The sequence below is a fragment of the Tardiphaga alba genome (genome assembly GCF_018279705.1).
In the GTDB taxonomy this organism is placed as follows: domain Bacteria; phylum Pseudomonadota; class Alphaproteobacteria; order Rhizobiales; family Xanthobacteraceae; genus Tardiphaga; species Tardiphaga alba.
In genome coordinates this window covers 1,965,612-1,980,818 of record NZ_CP036498.1, presented here as the reverse complement: position 1 = coordinate 1,980,818, position 15,207 = coordinate 1,965,612, and the positions used below count along the sequence as shown (strand labels likewise).

Genomic DNA, 15,207 nt, shown 5'->3' with positions numbered 1-15,207 from the left:
ATGCCGGTCTATCTCGCAGTCATCCGCAAGCATGACGACGGCAGCTTTCGCGTGAGCTTCCCCGACCTGCCCGGCCTCGCCACGTCAGGCGACACGCTGGACGAAGCCATCGACGAAGCCGTCGAGACGCTGGAGGACGTGGCCGAGAACTGGGTCAATGCCGACGGCTCGACCACGCTGCCGAAGCCGCGGACGATCGACGAACTGAGCGCCGACCCTGCTTTTGCGGATGCGGCGGATGGCGCGACGATTGCGGAGATCGACTACGAGCCGGCGGGATAGCTGGTCGTACTACACTTTTTGCGATAGGCTCCACCCGCTTGGGGGAGCTGTCATGCTGACGAATAGTCGCGACATCATTCGACGTCTCGAAAGCGACGGCTGGATCGAGACGCGCGTCGCCGGATCCCATCACGTTTTCAAGCATCCTAAAACGGGGGAAACACTCGTCATCCCGCATCCCAAGAAGGACTTGGGCAAAGGGCTGGTTCGTGCCATCTATAGGGGAGCAGGCTGGAAGCCTGATTGAGGTTCGCTATGGCCTACTATGTCGCCATCATCGAAGAAGCAGGACCGGATCTGGCCGTTGGTGTCTGGTTTCCCGACCTTCCCGGTTGCACGTCGGCAGGCGATGACATTGACGAAGCCCTGCGCAACGCCCCCGATGCCCTGCAGCTTTATGCCGAAGGTGTCGCCTCGGAAGGCCGGTCTCTCCCGGCGCCACGTACCTTCACCGAATTGAAGGCCGATCCTGAGGTCGCGGACGATCTGGACACCTACATGGTGGCCCTCGTCGAGCTACGCGCCCGCGCTCACGCCGCCGAATAAAAGCAAAATCTTCTCTGCGACGATTGCGGGGGAGCAGGTGCGTTCCTATCTGTGTCATCCCGCCGCACAGTTCCCATTGCCATCGCACTGATTGCCTGCATGTCACCCATCATATCCGTATCCGGCCTCACCAAGAGCTATGCCTCCGGTTTTACCGCGCTGAAGGGCATCGATCTCGACATCAACCGCGGCGAAATCTTCGCGCTGCTCGGCCCCAATGGTGCCGGCAAGACGACGCTGATCTCCATCATTTGCGGCATCGTCAATGCGACCAGCGGCACAGTGTCGGTGGATGGCCATGACACCCAGACGTCCTATCGCGCCGCGCGCTCGCTGATCGGCCTGGTGCCGCAGGAGCTGCATACGGATTCCTTTGAGACCGTCTGGGCCACCGTCAGCTTCAGCCGCGGCCTGTTCGGCAAGCCGAAAAATCCGGCGCTGATCGAGAAGATTCTCAAGGATCTCTCGCTGTGGGAAAAGAAGGACAGCAAGATCATCGAACTGTCCGGCGGCATGAAGCGCCGCGTGATGATTGCCAAGGCACTGTCGCACGAGCCGCAGGTGCTGTTCCTCGACGAACCCACCGCGGGCGTCGATGTGGAGCTGCGCAAGGGCATGTGGGAAGTCGTGCGCGAGCTGCGCGCCAAGGGCGTCACAGTACTCCTGACCACGCATTACATCGAGGAAGCCGAGGAGATGGCCGACCGGGTCGGCGTCATCAACAAAGGCGAGATCATCCTGCTCGAGGAAAAAGCAAAACTGATGCAGCAATTCGGCAAGAAGCGCCTGAAGCTGCATCTGCAGAACAAGATCGATGCAGTCCCGGCTTCGCTCGCCCCCTACAATCTCGAACTCGGCAAAGACGGCATGGAACTGGTCTACACCTACGACACCAAGAGCGAGCGCACCGGCATCACCAGCCTGCTCGGCGATCTGCGCGAAAACGGCATCCGCTTTGCCGATCTCGATACGCAGCAGAACTCACTGGAAGAGATATTTGTCAGCCTGGTGAGGAAGTAACATGAATTACCGGGCTATCGCCGCCATCTACAAATTCGAAATGGCGCGCACCTGGCGGACGTTGCTGCAGAGCATCGTTTCGCCGGTCATTTCCACATCGCTGTATTTCGTGGTGTTCGGCGCCGCCATCGGCTCGCGCATCGCCAATGTGGAAGGCGTCAGCTACGGCACCTTCATCGTGCCGGGCCTCGTGATGCTGTCGGTGCTGACGCAGAGCATCGCGAATGCGTCCTTCGGCATCTATTTTCCAAAGTTCATCGGCACGATCTATGAGCTGTTGTCGGCGCCGGTGTCACCGCTGGAAGTGGTGATCGGCTATGTCGGCGCCGCCGCCACCAAGTCGATCATTCTCGGCCTGATCATTCTCGGCACCGCCGGCCTGTTCGTGCCGCTGCACATCATGCACCCCGTCTGGATGCTGGCCTTCCTGGTGATGACGGCAATAACCTTCAGCCTGTTCGGCTTCATCATCGGCATCTGGGCCGACAGCTTTGAAAAGCTGCAGGCGATCCCGCTGCTGGTGGTGACGCCGCTGACCTTCCTCGGTGGCAGCTTCTATTCGGTGAACATGTTGCCCTCGGGCTGGCGCACCGTGACCCTGCTCAATCCGATCGTCTATCTGATCTCGGGCTTCCGCTGGAGCTTTTATGAGATCTCGGATGTCAGCATCGAGGTCAGCGTCGCCATGACTGCAGCTTTCCTGCTGATCTGCATGGCCATTGTCTGGTGGATCTTCAAGACCGGCTACAAGCTGAAGAAATAACGCGGATACGAAAACGGCCCGGACATTGTCCGGGCCGTTTTGCTACGGGCTCTGCGCTCAGCGATAGCAGCGGAACTTGCCTTGCTTGTTGTAATAGCCGCGGCACTGGGTGCGGCGGCCTTCGGGAATGCCGAGCACGCCCTTCACGCCACCCACGGCGGCGCCGACGCCGAGACCGACGGCGCCGCCAACCACACCGCCGACCGGCCCGGCCACACGGTTACCGTCACGATAACCCTGATTGGCGCCCTGCTCACCGCCCCGGAACACGCCCTGGGCATGGGCGAAGTTCGGCATCGCCGACAACGCCAGCACGGTGGCGGCGAGCGCCAGTTTGACCTTCAGCGAGAAATGGGTCGGAACGGAAGCTGTCTTAACTTTCATGATGATCCCCGGCGCCTAGCGCGATTTGGTCGCAATCCTTGTGTGACATACAAACGTCGCAGGGGCGGAACCGGTTCCATTGGAAGGTGTTGAATTGCGCATTCCGCATCGCAGCAAGCCCGTTAAGCAGTTGCGATCTCAGACCTGGCCGTGAACCGCGACCAGTTAAGGATGCACGAAACTGTCACTGGCGAGGTGCCGGGCCCGGAGGCATATTGGAACCGGGATGGCGAGCGATGAATGGGCGAAGCCCGGAGGCGAAAAGGTAACATGCGTGCGTTTGTCATGACCCTGCTGGGTCTCTCCATTCTCGCCGCCGGCAGCAGCGCCGAAGCCAAGATCAACATCACCGTCGACAAGGACAGCCAGACGATGACCGTCGTGCAGGACGGCGTCGAAAAGTATCGCTGGCCGGTGTCGTCGGGCCTGCCGTCCTACGAGACGCCCAACGGCAGCTTCCAGACCTTCCGCATGGAGGAGGATCACTACTCCAAGGAATTCGACGAAGCGCCGATGCCGAACGCCATCTTCTTCACCAAGCGCGGCCATGCCATCCACGGCACAGACTCCGTGAGCCGTTTGGGCTCGCCGGCCTCCCATGGTTGCGTCCGCCTGTCACGTGCAAACGCCGCGACCTTGTTCGCGATGGTGAAAGCCGATGGCGTGCTGAACACCACCGTCAATCTCACCGGCTCGTCGCAAGTTGCTCTCGCCCGTAATCCGCGCCCATCGAAGAACGCGAATGCCGCGCGCCGCGAGGTGGCCACCGCTGCGCCGTCCTACGATGCCTATGACAATCCGTCGGAGATCGCACCGCAGGCAGTGCCGAGCAATCGCCGCATCATCCGTCAGGCGGCGCAGCCGAGCTATGACGATCGTTACATCTATCCCGCCGATGGCGACGATGGCCGCCAGTATCCGGCGCCTCCCGGCTATCGCCGCATGACGGAAGCCGAGACCCAGCAATATTATGCAAACCGTGGCTACAATGCTCGCGGCTACCAGCAGCCGCAGGTCTATTTTGCGCCGCGCATGCGCAGCCCGTTCAGCGATTACTGATCAGGTATCGCCGTCGCGCAGACGGCGCCACACGGCCCCGAGGATGTTGGAATAGTCATCGGTCCATACCCGCCGATCCGGCTTCGCCGGCGTCAGCGTCCATTGCGATGACGGCAGCGCGATGCTGCCGACATCGGCGGCATCGCGCGCCGAGATCACCACATTGGTCGAGAAGATATATTCGGCATCACGGCCGGCATCCTCGTTGAACACCCAACTCGTCAGCCCATTGGCATCCGCAATGCCGGTCACAACGCTGCCGAGTTCGAGGTGGCGATTGGAGACATGCATCACCACCGCGCCGCCCGGTGCCAACTTGGCCTTGTAGATCGCCATGGCCTCCTGGGTGGCCAGATGGATCGGGATCGCATCCGATGAATAGGCATCGACAATGATGAGATCATACGCGCCATCGACTTCCTTGGTGAAGGTCAGCCGTGCATCACCGATGACGGGTTTGATGTCCGGCTGGCATTTGGAGATGAAGCTGAAATATTTCGGATCACGCGCCGTATCGACCATGGTCTGGTCGATCTCGAAGAATTTCCAGTTTTCTCCCGGCGCCTGTGCACAGACCAGCGAGCCCGAACCGAGGCCGATCACCGCCGCCTTCAGCGGCGCGCCTTTGCGCGCGCGCATGGCGGCAATCGCCTGCCCCATGCCGCCGTCCTTGTAGTAATACGAGATCGGCTCCGGGCGACCGGTCACCGGCGTGCCATCGTCGTTGAGATATTTTTCAGCGCCGTGAATGGTCGTGCCGTGCAGCAGCACATGATACTGGCCGTTGGAGGTCACCTGGATCTTGTGAACGCCAAAGAAGCTGCGCACCGTCTCAACGCGCCCATCATCGGGTGGATAGATCCGCAGCAGCGCCAGTGCCAGCACGGCGACGGCCACAAGTTTCAGACGATCGGCCCGCAGCAGCAGCGCGACGATCATGCCGGTCGCAGCCACGCCGCTGATTACATAGACGCGCCGCGTATCGAACCAGTCGAACCATTTCCCGGTGGTGAAACTAGGCGCGATCAGCACCACCGCGGTGACGAACAGCAGCAGCCAGTAGATGCCGGCCCAGCGCGAAAAACGCTCGGACTGTGCTGGACGACACAGCACCGCAAGCGCGATCAGGATCGGATATTCAGCGATCCACGAAAACGTGTACGGCGCAATCAACCCTGCAAACAGGCCGCCCACCATGCCGCCGAAAGACAGCGCGACATAGAAGCCGGTGAGATAGCGCGCCGCCGGACGGGTGCGCGCGAGCTCACCATGGCAGGCCATGGCGATGATGAAGAATGCGAGCTGATGGCCTCCCAGCGTGAGCAGGAGGTTCTGCTCGCCACCGATGGCGAGCAGCACGATCACGCCAGCGATGGCCAGCGGCTGCAACAGCAGCATGAACCAGTGCGGCAGCAAAGGGCGCGATTGGAACACCAGCACCCAGGTCAGCAGGTAGAGCGACAATGGCAGCACCCACAGCAGCGGTGCGGCGGCGACATCCGTGGAGATATGCGCGGTCACGGCGATCAGCAGGCCCGATGGCACGGCTGCAAGGAAGATCCAGTGCAGGCGCTGCAGCCAACTCGGTGCGGGCACGGTGGTCTCATTCGCTTCAAGCGTCCCGATGGCCCTGGCCGGCGAGCGCATCAGCAGGACACCACATGTGGCGATCAGCACGATCAGGAGGCCATAGCCCGATGTCCAGATCAGGTTTTGCGTGCGCAGTGAGAACATGGGCTCCAGCAGAACCGGATAAGTGAGCAGCGCGAGGAAGCTGCCGATATTCGACGACGCATAAAGAAAATAGGGATCGCGGCCATCCGGATGCCCCGTGCGCACGAACCAGGCCTGCAGCATCGGATTGTTGGCCGCGAGCGCAAAGAACGGCAGGCCGATGGAGACGGCGAACAGGCCGAGCAGCCAGAAGGCGTAGCCGCTTTCCGGCGGCTCGCCCCACCCGGTTGCGATGGCCAGCGGCAGCGTCAGCAACGCCACGACCAGCAGCACCACATGGATGACCACCGGGAGCACACGGCTGCGGAGTTGCATCAAATAATGCGCATAGGCGTAACCGCCGAGCAGCAGCGACTGGAAGAACACCATGGCCACGGACCACACCGCCGGGGAGCCGCCGAGCCGCGGCAGGACCATCTTGGTGAACAGCGGCTGCACCGAGAACAGCAGCAGCGCGCTGACGAAAATCGCGGCCGTGTAGACCATCAGCAGGAGGCGATTGCGAGAGGCCGAGTTTGGGGCGGCGGACGGCTGCGACGAACTCATGAACACTCCGGCTGAAACGGCGGCATTAGGAGCCACCGGGCAGCCGGCGGCGCGCGACTGGAGCATAGAGTACCCATTCGGGCAATCCGGCTAACCATGGAACCGAATTAGTGTCCCATGGCCTTGTGCCGCAGGGCCGCCTCTTCGATAAGGGGGCGCTCTATCAGATGGTATTGAACCGGACATGTCAGACCACGACGTTGTGATCATCGGTGCCGGCCATAACGGCCTCACTTGTGCGGCCTATCTGGCCATGGCCGGGCTGCGCGTGAAAATGGTCGACCGCCGCAGCGTGGTGGGCGGCGCCGCGGTGACGCAGGAGTTTCATCCCGGTTTCCGCAATTCGGTGGCGTCCTACACGGTCAGCCTGCTCAATCCGCAGATCATCGCCGATCTCAAATTGCATGAGCACGGCCTGCGCATTGTCGAGCGCAAGGCACAGAATTTTCTGCCATCACCGGACGGTTCCTATCTGCTCACCGGCGAAGGCCGCACGCAGGCGTCCGTCGCAAAGTTAAGCGCTCACGATGCCGAGCGGATCGGCGCCTTCTCGCAGCAGCTCGAAGTGATCGCTGACGTGTTGCGCGCTTTCGTGCTGCGCGCGCCCCCGAATGTGGTGCAGGGCTTTGGCCTCGGAACCATTTCCGAAGCGATCAACGCGCTCGGCACCGCGAAGATCCTGAACGAACTCACCATCGAGCAGCAGCGCATCCTGCTCGATCTCTTCACCTGCTCCGCCGGCGAGATGCTCGACGATGTGTTCGAGCATGATCTGGTCAAGGCGCTGTTCGGCTTCGATGCCGTGGTCGGCAATTATGCGAGCCCTTATGCCGCGGGCTCGGCCTATGTGATGCTGCATCACGCCTTCGGCGAGGTGAATGGCAAGAAGGGCGTGTGGGGCCACGCCATCGGCGGCATGGGCGCCATCACGCAGGCCATGGCCGCCGCGGCGCGCAGCCATGGCGTGGAGATCACGCTCGGCAATGGCGTGAGCGAAGTGCTGGTGGAGCGCGACCGCGCCATCGGCGTGGTGTTGGAGAATGGCGAGACCATTCGCGCGAAATATGTGATCTCCAACGTCAATCCAAAGCTGCTCTATACGCGGCTGACACCGGCCGATGCGCTGCCCACGGCTTTCCGAGAGCGCATGGCGAACTGGCGCGGCGGCTCCGGCACGTTCCGCATGAATGTGGCGCTGAGCGAACTACCCTCATTCACGGCGCTGCCCGGCACCGGCGATCACCTCACCGCCGGCATCATCATCGCGCCGAGCCTCGGCTATATGGAGCGCGCCTGGCTGGATGCGAAGCAGGATGGCTGGAGCAAGCAGCCGATCGTTGAGCTTCTGATCCCCTCCACGCTCGATGACAGCCTCGCGCCGGCCGGCCAGCATGTCGCCAGCCTATTCTGCCAGCATGTGGCGCCGGAGTTGCCGGGCGGCATGGCCTGGGACGACCACCGCGACACTGTGGCCGATCTGATGATCCAGACGGTGGACAGCTACGCCCCCGGCTTCAGGGCCAGCGTGATCGGCCGGCAGGCCCTGTCGCCGCTTGATCTGGAGCGGGATTTCGGCCTGATCGGCGGCGACATCTTTCACGGGGCGCTGAGCCTGAACCAGTTGTTCTCCGCACGTCCGATGCTGGGCCATGCCGACTACCGGGGGCCGTTGAAGGGCCTCTATCACTGCGGGTCCGGCGCCCATCCCGGCGGCGGCGTTACGGGCGCCCCCGGCCACAATGCAGCCAAGACGGTGCTGCGGGATCACCGGTCGCTGTTTGGATAACCCTGTGGACAGGTTTGTGGATAAGCCTGTGCATGGCCTGTGATCCGGGACTGGATAAACCTGTCGGTAAGTCCTGGATAGCCGGTGCACGGCTCCCATATAAATCGGCATCATTCCGGTGCATCAGCCGGGTATCATCGCCGGGATAAACCCTGTACGAAACGCGGATAAACCCGTGCATTTCCTGTTCACGACGGATCCGCGATGACCACGACCGCCACCAGTTCTGGCACCAGCCGCGCCACCTTTGCCGTCGGCGATGAATTCAGCGCCAAGCGCATTGTCGATCTGCTCACGGAGAGCTTTGAAGAAGGCGAAGCAGCCATTGCGGCTTTCGAGAATCCGGAAGGCCGCTGGGATGTCACCGTGCATTTTGCCGATCCGCCGGACGAGGCCTCGATCCGCAACCTCGTTGCGCTTGCCTCCGACGACACCGTGGCCGGCAGCATCGTGTTCGATACGATCGAGGCCAAGGACTGGGTGAAGGAAAGCCTCGAAGGCCTGGTGCCGGTGCGCGCCGGGCGCTTCATTGTCCATGGCAGCCACGACCGCGACAAGGTGCGCGACAACCAGCTCGGCATCGAGATCGAAGCGGCGCTGGCCTTCGGCACCGGCCATCACGGCACCACCCGCGGCTGCCTTGTCTATCTCGATTACGTGCTGCGCTCGAAGGCGCCGAAGCGCATTCTCGATCTCGGAACCGGCACCGGCGTGCTCGCCATCGCAGCCGCCAAGGCCACGAAGAAACATGTGCTGGCCACCGATATCGATGCGATGTCGGTCAAGGTCGCGCATGAGAACATGAAACTGAACGGCGTCGGCAATCTCGTTGAGACCGTCTGCGCCACCGGCTTCTCGTCGCCGGCCATCGCCAAGCATGCGCCGTTCGACCTTATCCTCGCAAACATTCTGGCCAATCCCCTGCGCGCCATGGCCACCGACATGGAGCGGCACATGGCGAGCAACGGCATGGTCATTCTGTCCGGCCTGCTGCCGCATCAGGCAACCAGCGTAATCGTCGCATATCGCGCGCGAGGCTTGGTGCTGCTGAAGCAGCAGATCATCGAAGGCTGGAGCAGCTTGTTGATGCAGCGCGCGGGGTAACGGGACTGTAGGGTGGGCAAAGCGCAGCGTGCCCACCTCTCCGTCCACAGCACTTGATGGTGGGCACGCTTCGCTTTGCCCACCCTACAAATCACTTCTGATGTTGCGATCCATCATCCTCACGCACACGCGCGATAACAAAGCGACCAAGGACCTGAATCACATTGTCCCGCTGTTGCGGCGACGGGCTTTGTGGCGTGGGCTGCGGATGAGAGGCATGCGCGCTGTGGCGCGGTGGGGAAATCTTCTCGAACGTAAAAGCGGGCATGGTGTTTTCCCTCTTCGTTGAGTTGAACACAAAGACCGAACCAGCGGTCTCCGCGAGGGCAACCAACCGCAGCACCGGATGGTTCCGCGAACGTAGCCCGTTGCCCGAAATTCAAGCATAACTTGTGCCAGCTTTTCGCAACCCTGCCCCTCGATTGCCCGCGTGAGAGCTCACTCATAGGATGCGCATACGATGTTCGAAGCTCATTTCCAGACCTTTGAAGAGCCCGAGGGCGGCGTCGCGCTGACTGCGCGACTGGCTGCATTCCGCGAGGAATTGCTGCGGCGGAAGCTGACCGGCTTCGTGATTCCCCGCGCCGACCAGCAGCAGAACGAATATGTGCCGCCCGCCGACGAGCGGCTGGCCTGGCTCACCGGCTTCACCGGCTCGGCCGGCATGGCGGTGGTGCTCTTGCAGGACGCCGCCGTGTTCGTCGATGGCCGCTACACCGTACAGGCGCCCAAACAGGTCGATACGAATGCCTGGAGCATCCAGTCGCTGGTCGAGCCGCCGCCGGAAAGCTGGCTTGCCGATCGCCTGAAACCGGAAGATCGCCTCGGCTTTGATCCATGGCTGCACACGACAGCGGCAGCCGAGCGCCTGAAAGCCGCCTGCACGAAAGCCGGCGCGGAGCTGGTAGCGGTCGACACCAACCCCGTCGATGCGGTCTGGCATGAACGCCCGGCACCGCCGCTCGGTGCCGTCACGATCCACCCGATGGAATATGCCGGCGAGAGCGAAAGCGACAAACTCGAGCGCATCCGCGAGGAGATCGCGCGGCTCGGTGTCGATGCCATCGTGCTGTCGGATTCGCACGCGGTGGCTTGGACCTTCAACATCCGTGGCGCCGACGTCTCGCATACGCCGCTGCCGCTGTCCTATGCGCTGGTGCCGAAGGACGGCCGGCCGCGGATCTTCATCGATCACCGCAAGCTGTCCAACAGTTCGCGCAACCATCTCGAAGCCGCCGCCGATGTGCAGGAGCCGGATGCGCTCGCCACGTCGCTGCGCGACCTCGCCGCATCAGGCGCGTCCATAGCGCTCGACGGCGCAACGGCAGCGGATGCGCTGAGCCGCCTCATCACCGACGCCGGCGGCAAGCCTGTTCGATCAAGCGATCCCATCGCCATGCTCAAGGCGATGAAGAACAAGGTCGAGATCAAGGGCACCGTGACCGCGCATCGCCGTGATGCCGTGGCGCTGGCCAAGTTTCTGGCATGGGTCGATCGGGAAGCGCCGAAAGGCGGCCTCACCGAGATCGACACGGTGGAAGCGCTGGAAACGTTTCGTCGCGGCACCGGCGCGCTGAAGGATGTGTCGTTCCCGACCATCGCCGGCACCGGGCCGAATGGCGCCATCGTGCATTATCGCGTCACCCGAAAGAGCAACCGCCGCATCGCGCCGGGCGATCTGCTGCTGATCGATTCCGGTGCACAATATGAAGACGGCACCACCGACGTCACCCGCACCATCGCCATCGGCGAGCCCACCGACGAGATGCGCGACCGCTTCACCCGCGTGCTGCGCGGGCATATCGCGATTGCACGCGCGGTGTTTCCCGATGGCACGACAGGCGCACAGATCGATTCCTTCGCGCGCCAATTCCTGTGGCATGCCGGACTGGATTTCGCCCATGGCACCGGACATGGCGTCGGCAGCTATCTGTCGGTGCATGAAGGCCCGGCGCGCATTTCCAAGCTCGGCACCACGCCGCTGAAGCGCGGCATGATCCTGTCCAACGAGCCCGGCTACTACAAAACCGACGCCTTCGGCATCCGCATCGAGAATCTCGAACTGGTGGTGGAAGCCAGGATTGAGGGCGCCGAACAGCCGATGAACGAATTCGAGACGCTGACACTGGCGCCGATCGATCGCCGCCTGATCAACGCGCATCGGATCAGCAAGCGCGAGCTGAGCTGGATCAACGACTATCACGCCCGCGTCCGCCGCGAGATCACGCCATTGCTCGATGACGAGGAAACGCGCACCTGGCTGCATGCGGCGACCGAGCCGCTGGTTTCTTCCGAATGATCCGTCATTGCGAGGAGCAACGCGACGAAGCAATCAAGAGGCCGCGAGTGAAGGCTGGATTGCTTCGTCGCAAGGGCGCCTCGCAATGACGACAGAAAACGTGGATCCCACGCGCTCACGCGTCATGCTGCTTCTGCTGGTCGTAATGACCGGCATCGCGCCGATCACGCTTTACATGCTGGTCCCTGCGCTGCCAGAACTGGCTCGCACTTTCGACGCCGACATCTCCATCGCGCAGATGACGGTGTCACTGTTCATGGTCGGGCTGGCCTTCTCTCAGCTCATCATGGGGCCGCTGTCGGATCGGTTCGGTCGCAAGCCGGTGCTGCTGGCCGGGCTCAGCCTGATGGTGATTGCCGGCATCGGATCGAGTTTTGCGACCACGCTACCGCAGTTGATCGCGGCGCGTTTCTTCCAGGCGCTCGGCGGCGCCACGGGCATGGTGATGAGCCGTGCCATCATCCGCGATCTCTATCCCCGTGAACGCGTGGGGCCGATGATCAGCCTCGTCATCGCCGTCATGATGATCGCGCAGATGCTGTCGCCGCTGGCCGGCGGCTTGCTCGAAACCGGTTTCGGCTGGCGCGCGATCTTCTACACGGTGACCGCGGCGTCGCTGATCGTAACCCTGGCGATCGCCGTCCTGCTGCCGGAGACACGCAAGCGCGCAACCACTGATGCCGGCAGCAGCGGCTTTGTCGCCGATTCAAAAGTGCTGTTCGGCAGCCGCGCCTTCATCGGCTATCTCTTCTGCTATGTGATGGCCTCGTGGATCATCTTCACCTTCGCCGGCGGAGGGCCCTATGTCGTCGTCAACCAGATGGGCCGCAGCTCTGCCGAATATGGCGCATGGTTCGCAACCTCCGGCCTTGCTTACCTTGTCGGCAATCTCGCTTGCGTGCGCTTTGCGCCGCGCCGGTCCATCGAGCAGCTCATCTGGTTCGGCCTCGCACTGCAATTCGGCGGCGCGCTACTGAATGTCGTGTGGGGGCTGACCGGGCTCAATCAGAGCCCGTTATGGCTGTTCCTCACCCATATGATCGTGATGTTCGGCAATGCCTTCGTGATGTCGAACGGCGCGGCCGGCGCGCTCAGTATTCGCCCGCACGCGGCCGGCACGGCATCGGGCATGATGGGTTTCATGCAGATGGGTTTTGGCTCGCTGTGCTCGCAGGGCGGTGCCTGGCTCGGCGGGCATTTCGCAACGCCGGTCGCGCTGAATTTGTCGCTGGTCGTGCTGTCCTGCGGCTGCGCGGCGGCGATGATCTTTCTCGTGCCACGGCGCAAGGTGGTCGTGACGGAGAAGATGGTGGAGAAGGCGGAAGAGAAGAGCGGGCTGATGTAGTTGTCTTCTCCCTCCCCTAAGCCGCGCAGCGGCGCCGTGGGGAGGGTGGATCGACCGCGAAGCGGGCGAGACGGGTGGGGTGTCTCGCCACACTCCGACCTCACATGGGGATAGCCCCCACCCGGCGCTACGCGCCACCCTCCCCATTCGCTTCGCTCCGGGGAGGGAGACCACAGACGTCATCCCCCGATCAGCGCCAACCACTCGTCTTCCGTCAGCACCGCCACACCAAGATCCCGCGCCTTGGTCAGCTTCGATCCGGCATCCTCGCCGGCGACGACATAGTCCGTCTTCTTCGATACAGAGCCGGCAACCTTCGCACCCAGCCGCTCGGCCGACGCCTTCGCTTCGTCGCGGGTGAACTTCGTCAGCGAGCCCGTGAAGACCACCGTCTTGCCAGCGACCGGCGTGTCGGTCTTCGCCTGCGCGACGTCGAGCACCTCGATCTCGCCTAGCAACTCGTCCAGCGCTTTCACGTTGCGTGCCTCGGCGAAGAACTCGACGACTGCATCGGCCACGATCTCGCCGACGCCGCCGATATTGTTGAGATCCTGATAGGCTTCCGACGTGTTGCCTTCCTCACCCTGCCCGGCCGCTGCCGCCAGCATCGCATCGCGGAACGCGGCAAACGAACCGTAGTGGCGGGCGAGCAGCTTTGCATTACCTTCGCCGATATGGCGGATGCCGAGCGCGAAGATCAGGCGATTGAGTTCGATCTTCCGGCGCTCGTCGATGGCGGCAAACAGGTTGCGCACCGAGACTTCGCCATAGCCTTCGCGGTCTCGCAGCTTCTTGCTGTTGCGCTCGTCGCGTTTCGCCAGCGTAAAGATATCGACGGGGTGCATGATGATGCCCTCGTCGTAAAATTCCTGGATCTGCTTGTCGCCGAGACCGTCGATGTCGAAGGCCAAGCGCGAGACGAAATGCTTGAGCTTCTCTACCGCTTGAGCGGGACAGACCAGCGCGCCGGTGCAGCGGGTGACGACCTCATCATTTTCGCGGATGGCATGGCTGCCGCAGACCGGGCACTTGTCGGGGAAGGCGTAAGGTTTTGCCGTTGTCGGGCGCTTGTCGAGAATGACATTCACGACCTGCGGAATGACGTCGCCCGCGCGCTGCACGATTACCGTGTCGCCCTCGCGGATATCGACGCCGTCGCGCAGCGTCTGGCCGTCATTGCCAATGCCCTTGATGTAATCGGCGTTATGCAGCGTGGCATTCGACACCACGACGCCGCCGACGGTGATCGGCACGAGCCGCGCCACCGGCGTCAGCGCGCCCGTGCGGCCGACCTGGATGTCGATCTTTTCAAGCACCGTCGTCGCCTGCTCGGCCGCAAATTTATGCGCGATGGCCCAGCGTGGCGCGCGGCCGGCGAAACCAAGCCGCGCTTGCCAGTCGATACGATCGACCTTGTAGACGACGCCATCGATGTCATAGCCGAGCTTGGCCCTGATCTCGCCGATGCGACGATAGAAGGTCAGCGCGTCATCGACGCTTTTGCAGAGCGTGATCTCGGGATTGACGGTGAAGCCGGCTTTGTGGAGCCAGTCGATCATGGCGTGCTGGGTCGGCTCCGGCATCGGATAGTCCGACATTTCACCCCAGGCATAGGCGAAGAATTTTAAGGGACGCGACGCGGTGATCGAGACGTCCTTCTGGCGCAGCGAGCCAGCTGCGGAGTTACGCGGATTGGCGAAGACCGTGTCGCCGGCTTCTTCCTGCTTCTTGTTGAGCGCGAGGAAGTCGCTCTTGAGCATATACACCTCGCCGCGCAGCTCGCAGCTCGCGGGGATGTGCTTGCCTTTCAGCTTCTCGGGAATGTCCTTGATGGTGCGGACATTGGCGGTAACGTCCTCGCCCGTAAAACCATCGCCGCGAGTGGCGGCATGGATCAGTTCGCCATTCTCGTAACGCAACGACAGCGAAAGGCCGTCGATCTTCGGCTCGGCGACGAGCGCGGGAATTTCATCGAGCTTGAGGAAGCGCTGGATGCGCTCCACGAATTCGGTGACGTCCTCGTCGCTGAACGCGTTGCCAAGCGACAGCATCGGCACCGCGTGCTGGATTTTGGCGAAGCCGCGTGCAGGCGCAGCGCCAACGGTCTGCGTCGGCGAGTCCGACTGCACGAGATCGGGGAATTTCGCTTCAATCGCTTCGACCCGCTGACGCAGTGCGTCGTAGTCGGCGTCGGAAATCGTCGGCGCATCGTCCTGATAATAGCGCTTGTTATGCGCCTCCATCTCCAGCGACAGCCGCATCAGCTCAACCTTGGCCTTCGGCTTGGTGAGCGTGGAAATGTCGGGGGGAGTTTTCGGAGATTTTGCCATGCGCCATTC

The 15,207-nt window shown here is 62.5% G+C and carries 14 protein-coding genes; 10 read left to right on the top strand and 4 right to left on the bottom strand.

Annotated elements, in window-relative coordinates; all coding sequences use genetic code 11:
- From RPMA_RS09320 to RPMA_RS09300, 5 genes are all read left to right on the top strand, one after another.
- The gene (locus tag RPMA_RS09320; RefSeq protein ID WP_211912541.1) at positions 1-282 is read left to right on the top strand and encodes a type II toxin-antitoxin system HicB family antitoxin; all 282 of its coding nucleotides are present in this window, start codon (positions 1-3) and stop codon (positions 280-282) included.
- A gap of 52 nt (positions 283-334) precedes the next feature.
- Positions 335-529, top strand: a complete 195-nt coding sequence (locus RPMA_RS09315; RefSeq protein ID WP_211912540.1) for a type II toxin-antitoxin system HicA family toxin — start codon at positions 335-337, stop codon at positions 527-529.
- Positions 530-537: 8 nt separating this feature from the next.
- Positions 538-828: a type II toxin-antitoxin system HicB family antitoxin gene (locus RPMA_RS09310; RefSeq protein WP_211912539.1), complete on the top strand. Its 291-nt coding sequence runs from the start codon at positions 538-540 to the stop codon at positions 826-828.
- A 99-nt stretch (positions 829-927) separates the two neighbouring features.
- Positions 928-1,848, top strand: coding sequence for an ABC transporter ATP-binding protein (locus RPMA_RS09305; RefSeq protein ID WP_211912538.1), 921 nt, complete (start codon positions 928-930; stop codon positions 1,846-1,848).
- A 1-nt stretch (position 1,849) separates the two neighbouring features.
- Positions 1,850-2,611: an ABC transporter permease gene (locus RPMA_RS09300; protein ID WP_211912537.1), complete on the top strand. Its 762-nt coding sequence runs from the start codon at positions 1,850-1,852 to the stop codon at positions 2,609-2,611.
- Between the two features lie 57 nt (positions 2,612-2,668).
- Here RPMA_RS09300 and RPMA_RS09295 read toward each other — a convergent pair whose 3' ends face one another.
- A complete protein-coding gene (locus RPMA_RS09295) occupies positions 2,669-2,995 on the bottom strand; it encodes a hypothetical protein (RefSeq protein ID WP_211912536.1) in 327 nt (108 codons plus the stop codon).
- Positions 2,996-3,265: 270 nt separating this feature from the next.
- Between RPMA_RS09295 and RPMA_RS09290 the strand changes: the two genes are divergently transcribed.
- The gene (locus RPMA_RS09290; protein ID WP_211912535.1) at positions 3,266-4,054 is read left to right on the top strand and encodes a L,D-transpeptidase; all 789 of its coding nucleotides are present in this window, start codon (positions 3,266-3,268) and stop codon (positions 4,052-4,054) included.
- On the opposite strand, the gene RPMA_RS09285 is transcribed toward RPMA_RS09290, so the two are convergent.
- A complete protein-coding gene (locus RPMA_RS09285) occupies positions 4,055-6,334 on the bottom strand; it encodes a spermidine synthase (RefSeq protein ID WP_211912534.1) in 2,280 nt (759 codons plus the stop codon). It lies immediately after the preceding gene.
- A gap of 184 nt (positions 6,335-6,518) precedes the next feature.
- Here RPMA_RS09285 and RPMA_RS09280 point away from each other — a divergent pair, with 184 nt between their 5' ends.
- Positions 6,519-8,120 carry a phytoene desaturase family protein gene (locus RPMA_RS09280; protein ID WP_211912533.1) on the top strand — a complete coding sequence of 534 codons (1,602 nt, stop codon included), beginning with the start codon at positions 6,519-6,521 and terminating at the stop codon, positions 8,118-8,120.
- Between the two features lie 204 nt (positions 8,121-8,324).
- Complete coding sequence (locus tag RPMA_RS09275) at positions 8,325-9,224, top strand: 50S ribosomal protein L11 methyltransferase (protein ID WP_211912532.1); 900 nt, start codon at positions 8,325-8,327, stop codon at positions 9,222-9,224.
- 91 nt (positions 9,225-9,315) lie between these two features.
- On the opposite strand, the gene RPMA_RS09270 is transcribed toward RPMA_RS09275, so the two are convergent.
- Positions 9,316-9,492 carry a hypothetical protein gene (locus RPMA_RS09270; RefSeq protein ID WP_211912531.1) on the bottom strand — a complete coding sequence of 59 codons (177 nt, stop codon included), beginning with the start codon at positions 9,490-9,492 and terminating at the stop codon, positions 9,316-9,318.
- 192 nt (positions 9,493-9,684) lie between these two features.
- On the opposite strand from RPMA_RS09270, the gene RPMA_RS09265 reads away from it, so the two are divergent.
- Entirely contained in the window at positions 9,685-11,523 is a 1,839-nt protein-coding gene (locus tag RPMA_RS09265; RefSeq protein ID WP_211912530.1) for an aminopeptidase P family protein, read from the top strand.
- A gap of 85 nt (positions 11,524-11,608) precedes the next feature.
- Positions 11,609-12,868: a multidrug effflux MFS transporter gene (locus tag RPMA_RS09260; protein ID WP_211912529.1), complete on the top strand. Its 1,260-nt coding sequence runs from the start codon at positions 11,609-11,611 to the stop codon at positions 12,866-12,868.
- 179 nt (positions 12,869-13,047) lie between these two features.
- On the opposite strand, the gene ligA is transcribed toward RPMA_RS09260, so the two are convergent.
- Entirely contained in the window at positions 13,048-15,198 is a 2,151-nt protein-coding gene (gene ligA / locus RPMA_RS09255) for an NAD-dependent DNA ligase LigA (RefSeq protein WP_211912528.1), read from the bottom strand.
- Positions 15,199-15,207: the final 9 nt, after the last annotated feature.